6 protein-coding genes are annotated in these 6,030 nt (G+C 72.4%); 5 read left to right on the forward strand and 1 reads right to left on the reverse strand.

Annotated elements, in window-relative coordinates:
* Nucleotides 1–16 precede the first annotated feature (16 nt).
* On the forward strand, nt 17–856 hold the full coding sequence (locus tag SSOG_RS09750) for an aldo/keto reductase (RefSeq protein ID WP_009714050.1): 840 nt from the start codon (nt 17–19) through the stop codon (nt 854–856).
* A gap of 174 nt (nt 857–1,030) precedes the next feature.
* A complete protein-coding gene (locus SSOG_RS09755) occupies nt 1,031–2,206 on the forward strand; it encodes a S1 family peptidase (RefSeq protein WP_009714051.1) in 1,176 nt (391 codons plus the stop codon).
* A 9-nt stretch (nt 2,207–2,215) separates the two neighbouring features.
* On the opposite strand, the gene SSOG_RS09760 is transcribed toward SSOG_RS09755, so the two are convergent.
* Complete coding sequence (locus tag SSOG_RS09760; RefSeq protein WP_039937052.1) at nt 2,216–3,136, reverse strand: class I SAM-dependent methyltransferase; 921 nt, start codon at nt 3,134–3,136, stop codon at nt 2,216–2,218.
* Between the two features lie 150 nt (nt 3,137–3,286).
* Between SSOG_RS09760 and SSOG_RS09765 the strand changes: the two genes are divergently transcribed.
* The 3 genes from SSOG_RS09765 to SSOG_RS09775 form a co-directional block, all read left to right on the forward strand.
* A complete protein-coding gene (locus tag SSOG_RS09765; protein WP_039937054.1) occupies nt 3,287–3,871 on the forward strand; it encodes a sigma-70 family RNA polymerase sigma factor in 585 nt (194 codons plus the stop codon).
* The gene (locus tag SSOG_RS09770) at nt 3,868–4,671 is read left to right on the forward strand and encodes an anti-sigma factor (RefSeq protein ID WP_009714054.1); all 804 of its coding nucleotides are present in this window, start codon (nt 3,868–3,870) and stop codon (nt 4,669–4,671) included. Before SSOG_RS09765 ends, SSOG_RS09770 begins: the two co-directional genes overlap by 4 nt.
* Nucleotides 4,672–4,695: 24 nt before the next feature.
* The coding region (locus SSOG_RS09775; protein ID WP_009714055.1) for a cryptochrome/photolyase family protein at nt 4,696–6,030 on the forward strand (1,335 nt) is incomplete at its 3' end.

Consider the following 6,030-nt stretch of genomic DNA (forward strand, 5'->3'; position numbering starts at 1 on the left):
TAAGGATCGACCGCTCGTGAGCAAGGTCCCCTTCATCACCCTCAACAACGACGTTCGGATCCCGCAGCTCGGCTTCGGCGTCTGGCAGGTGCCGGACGACGAGGCGCAGGTCGCGGTGCGTAACGCCCTGGACGCCGGATACCGCCACATCGACACCGCGGCCATCTACGGCAACGAGGAGGGCACGGGGAAGGCGCTCGCCGCTTCGGGCGTCGCGCGCGACGAGCTGTTCGTCACCACCAAGCTCTGGAACTCCGAGCAGGGGTACGACTCCACGCTCCGCGCCTTCGACACCTCGCTGACCAAGCTCGGCCTCGAGTACGTGGACCTCTACCTGATTCACTGGCCGCTGCCCGAGGTGGACAAGTACCTGGACACCTGGAAGGCGTTCGAGAAGATATACGCCGACGGCCGCGCCAAGGCCATCGGCCTGTCCAACTTCCACCCCGCCCACACCCAGCGGCTGCTCTCCGAGTCGTCGGTCACCCCGGTGATCGACCAGGTCGAGCTGCACCCGCAGCTCCAGCAGTCGGAGCTGCGCGCCTTCAACGCCCGCCACAACATCGCCACCGAGGCCTGGTCCCCGCTGGGCCAGGGCAAGGGCCTGCTGGAGGAGCCGAAGCTCGCCGAGATCGCCGCGAAGCACGGCAAGAGCCCGGCGCAGGTCGTGCTGCGCTGGCACCTCGACCTGGGGAACGTGGTGATCCCGAAGTCCGTGACGCCGTCCCGGATCAAGGAGAACATCGACGTCTTCGACTTCGAGCTGGACTCGGCCGACCTGTCCGCGATCGGCTCCCTGGACTCGGGCAACCGCCTGGGCCCGAACCCGGACACGTTCAACCTGACCCAGGTCTGATCCAGGTCTGACCGACATCTGACCGACGCCTGACAGCTCCGGTCGCCACCGCCCCGTCGCGCACCGCGCGGCGGGGCGGCGTCATGCCCGCGCCACCGAGCGCTCCCCTGTCACCGCAATTACGCTTGGCGATCAGTAAGACACGCAGCGTGACACGCGACAGGAGAACGCACTATGCGCCGCAGACGTCGTCATGGTCTTGAGCTCGCCACGGGCTGCACCGTCGCCATAGCCGCACTGTTCCTCGCCGGTGCGGGCATACCCGCGACCGCCAGCCCGTCCCCGCCGCCCGGTTCCCACCGGGAGGTCCCGCCCGAGGTACTCGCCGCCATGCAGCGCGACCTGGGTCTGACGGCCGACGAGGCGCGGACCCGGATATCCAACGAATACAAGGCCGGACAGGCCGAACCCGGCTGGCGCAAGAACCTCGGCAGCAGCTACGCGGGCACCTGGGTGACCGGGAACACCGCCGAACTCACCGTCGGCACCACCGACCAGGCGCAGAGCGGCGCCATCACGGCCTCCGGCGCCAAGGCCACCGTCGTCGGCCACAGCCTGGAGAAGCTGAACGCCGCGAAGGACGCGCTGGACCGGGTGGCCGAGGAGCGCCCCCCGTCCGCCACCACCGCCTCCCTCTGGTACGTGGACGTGAAGAGCAACAGCGTGGTCGTCCAGTCGGCCCAGCCCACCGCGGCCCAGCGGTTCATCGACGCCAGCGGCGTCGACCGCGCCGTGGTGCGGATCGTGGAGTCGGCCGAACGCCCGGCTCCCCTTTATGACCTGCGGGGCGGTGAGGCGTACTACATCAATGCCACCGCCCGCTGCTCCATCGGCTTCTCCGTCACCCAGGGCACCCAGGCCGGATTCGTCACCGCCGGGCACTGCGGCGACGCGGGCGACACCACCACCGGCTTCAACCGCGTCGCACAGGGCACCTTCCAGGGCTCGGTCTTCCCCCGCAGCGACTACGCGTGGGTGGCCACCAACGCCAACTGGACGCCCACGCCCCTGGTGGTCGGCCCCAACTCCACCACCATCACGGTCACCGGCTCCCAGGAGGCGCCGGTCGGCTCGTCCGTCTGCCGCTCGGGCTCCACCACCGGCTGGCACTGCGGCACGATCCAGCAGCACAACACCAGCGTGGTCTACCCCGAGGGCACCATCCGCGGCGTGACCCGTACCAATGTGTGCGCCGAGCCCGGCGACTCGGGCGGCTCGTTCGTCTCCGGCACCGAGGCGCAGGGCGTCCTCTCCGGCGGCTCCGGCAACTGCACCGTCGGCGGTACGACGTACTACCAGCCGGTGAACCCGATCCTCAGCGCGTACGGGCTCACCCTCACCACCGGCTGACGTCGCGCATCACTTCTCACGGGCCGCCACATGGAAGGTCGACGCGGTCAGCAGGAAGGCATCCGGCCGCCGCATGATCCCGGCCTCGTCGTCCGGGTCGAGCAGCCGGGCCAGGGTGGCGAGGTCGCCGTCGTCGAGACGGTCGGCGGCGGCCTCGCGCCAACGGACCAGCTCGTTCCGCAGGAAATCGCGGGCCGCCGCGCCGAGCGGGGCGGGCAGGTCGAGCAGGAAGCTGCGGCTGGTGGCACCGGTGAGACCGGCCGCCGTGAGCAGCCCGGGCCAGTCCTCGACGGTCTCCGTCGCGTCCGGCAGCTCGGCCCGCATCTCGGCGAACCGCTCCCCCTGGATGGCATCGAGCCGGGTCAGCAGATCGGGGCGGCCGAGCCCCGCGTCCCGGGGCAGAAAGCGGGTCGGCAGTCCGCCCTCGCCGAGCGCCAGCAGCCCGCCGGGGCGCAGGGCGGCGGCGAGCCGGCGCAGCGCGGCGGGCTGATCGCCCAGATGGTGCACGGTCTTGCTCGACCAGACCAGATCCGCGGTGCCGATCACGGCCGGGTCGAGCCCCTCCGGCAGCTCGGCGTGCACGGTGGTGACGCGGCCGTCGAGCCCGAGCCGGGCGGCGCGCTCCCGGGCCCGCTCCAGCAGGGCGGGCGTACCGTCCACGGCCACGACCTCGGCTTCGGGGAAGGCCCGGGCGAGGAGGCAGGTCAGCACGCCGGGGCCGCTGCCCACGTCGAGGACGCGGCGTACGGAGCCGCCCGACGCGGCGAAGCGCTCGCGCAGCCAGGCGGTGGCCTGGTCGTAGACGGGGGTGTGCACCTCGGCGCCCTGTTCGAGCATCGGGGCGAAGGCGTCCCAGTCGGGCTGTTGTGTGCCCGGGTGTGTGTGGGTGTGGCCGTGGTTGTGGGCGTGTGCGCCGTGGTGTGCGGTCATGTCGTGAGCGTGCTCGCATCGGGGCCGCTTTGCCAAACAGCATTGCCGAACCGGCAAATCAGCTGATCTGACCAATCCGCACCCGCCCGGGCGACGAATGAGATACGACACCTGCGTGGTGTCGTACATGCTCATCCGGAAGGACGGCTAGTGAGAGAGCCCGTGTTCATCGGTGGACCGGCCCCCAGGGGCCCCAACCTCGAGGAGTTGCTCGGATTGGTGGCCCGGGGGGACCAGAACGCCTTCGCAGCGCTCTACGACGCCGTCAGCGGCTCCGTCCTCGGGCTGACGCGCAGTCTGCTGCGCGACCCCGCCCAGGCGGAGGAGGTCACCCAGGAGGTCCTGGTGGAGGTGTGGCGGACCGCGGCCCGGTTCGAACCGGCCCGGGGCAGCGCCATGGCGTGGATCATGACGCTCGCGCACCGGCGCGCCGTCGACCGCGTACGGTCCGCGCAGTCGGCGTCGGACCGCGAGGAGCGCGCCGCGCTGCTGAACCGCACCCCCGCCTTCGACGAGGTGACGGAGCAGGTGGAGGCCAGGCTGGAGCGCGAGCAGGTGCGCCGCTGCATGCAGGGGCTCACCGAACTACAGCGTCAGTCCGTGACGCTCGCCTATTACCGTGGCCGCACCTACCGCGAGGTGGCGGAGCTGCTCCAGCTCCCGCTCGGCACGGTGAAAACCAGACTCCGGGACGGACTCATCCGGCTTCGCGACTGCATGGGGGTCGGGGCATGACCAGAGCGGACCGAGCGGATCTGCACACGCTGACCGGCGCGTACTCGGTGTACGCCCTCTCCGGGCGGGAGCTGCTGGCCTTCGAACGGCATCTGGCCGACTGCGAGGCATGCGCCCAGGAGGTACGGGAGCTACGGGCCACCGCCGCCAAGCTCGGCATGGCCACCTCGCTGACGCCGTCACCGGTGCTCAAGGACGATGTGATGCGGCGCATCGCCACGGTCCGTCAGGACCCGCCGCGGGTGGCGCGGAGCGAACCGGAGTTCTCCGGCGGCGGCGCCCCGCCCCGGCGTGCCTCGCGCGGCCGGTGGCAGAACTTCGCCCTGGCCGCCTGCCTCGCCGGGGCGGTGGCGCTCGGCGGCGTCGCCGTATGGCAGAACCAGCAGGCGTCCGACGCGCGCGATACGGCCCGCCGCTCCGAACAGCAGGTGGCGCGGGTGGAGGCGGTGACCGAGGTGCTGGCCGCCCCGGACGCCCACAGCCGCAACGCCAAGCTGACGAACGGCGCCACGGGCACGGTCGTGGTCTCCCACGCGCTGGACAAGGCCGCCTTCCTCGCCTCCGGCCTGCCGAAACCGCCCGACGGGCGGGTGTACCAGCTGTGGTTCAGCGACCGCGGCACCATGCGGTCGGCCGGGCTCATGGACACCGCGGACACCGGCACCGGCCGCGGCACGGCCGCCCTGCTGAGCGGTGCGGTCGGGAAGGCGTCGGGGGTCGGGGTGACCGTCGAGCCCGCCGGGGGCTCCAAGGCGCCGACGACCGATCCGATCGGGCTGATGTCGTTCCCGGCGGGGTGAGGGCGCCAGGTGTAAGGGAGAGGAGTGACCCCACCATCAAAGCCCAGCACCTCGATCGCCGTCTTCACCTCGGACCTGCGGCTGCGCGACAACCCCGTGCTCCATGCGGCGCTCCGCGCGGCCGACCGGGTGGTCCCGCTGTTCGTCGTGGACCGCCGGGTGGCCGCGGCGGGGTTCGCCGTGCCCAACCGGGTGGCGTTCCTGCGGGACTGCCTGGCCGACCTCGACGCGGGCCTGCGGGAGCGCGGCGGCCGGCTGATCGTCCGTACGGGTGACGCGGTGGAGGAGATCCGCCGGGTGGCCGAGCAGGTCGACGCCGGGGAGGTGCACATCGCGGGCGGGGTGAGCGCGTTCGCGGGGCGGCGGGAGGCGCGGCTGCGGGAGGCCCTGGGCGGGGCGCTGCGGGTACACGGCGCCGTGCTCACCGCCGCCGAACCCGGCACCGTCACCCCGTCCGGGAAGGACCACTTCGCTGTCTTCACCCCGTACTTCCGCGCCTGGCAGGGCGTCGAACTACGCCGACCGTTCGCCGCGCCGCGCGGCGTGCGGGTGCCGCCCGGTGTGCGATCCGAGCCGCTCTCCGCCCTGTCCCTTTTGGGTTCGGGCAGCCCCTCCCCCGGGCTGCCCGAGGGTGGCGAACGGGCCGGGCGCCGCCGCCTCGACGCCTGGCTGCGGTCGGGGCTCGGCGCCTACGCCGACCGTCAGGACGACCTGGCGGGCGACGCCACCTCACGGCTCTCCCCCTACCTCCACTTCGGCTGCCTGTCCCCGGTCGAGCTGGTGCACCGGGCGCGGAAGTCCGGCGGGCCCGGCGCCGACGCCTTCGTACGGCAGCTCGCCTGGCGCGACTTCCACCACCAGGTCCTCGCCGCCCGCCCCGACGCCTCCCACACCGACTACCGCCCGCGCGGCGACCGCTGGCGGTCGGACGACGCCGCCGTCGCCGCCTGGAAGGCGGGCCGCACCGGCTACCCGATCGTCGACGCGGGGATGCGGCAGCTGGCGGCGGAGGGGTGGATGCACAACCGGGCCCGGCTGCTGGTGGCGAGCTTCCTGACGAAGACGCTGTACGTGGACTGGCGGGTGGGGGCGCGGCACTTCCTTGACCTGCTGGTGGACGGGGACGTGGCGAACAACCAGCTGAACTGGCAGTGGGTGGCCGGAACGGGCACGGACACCCGCCCCAACCGCGTCCTGAACCCCCTCGCGCAAGCGCGCCGCTTCGACCCGGACGGCACGTACGTACGACGCTGGATCCCCGAACTTGCCGACCTCCCCGGCCGCCAAGTCCACACCCCCTGGACCCTCCCCGACCCCGAACGCACCGCCCTCCCCTACCCACCCCCCATCGTGGACCTC

It is taken from the genome of Streptomyces himastatinicus ATCC 53653, from assembly GCF_000158915.1.
GTDB lineage: Bacteria > Actinomycetota > Actinomycetes > Streptomycetales > Streptomycetaceae > Streptomyces > Streptomyces himastatinicus.

Bases quoted from the DNA above. Each gene is read 5' to 3' on its own strand.
- SSOG_RS09755 (WP_009714051.1), top strand. From the start codon at position 1,031: ATGCGCCGCAGACGTCGTCATGGTCTTGAGCTCGCCACGGGCTGCACC.
- SSOG_RS09760 (WP_039937052.1), bottom strand. From the start codon at position 3,136: ATGACCGCACACCACGGCGCACACGCCCACAACCACGGCCACACCCAC.
- SSOG_RS09770 (WP_009714054.1), top strand. From the start codon at position 3,868: ATGACCAGAGCGGACCGAGCGGATCTGCACACGCTGACCGGCGCGTAC.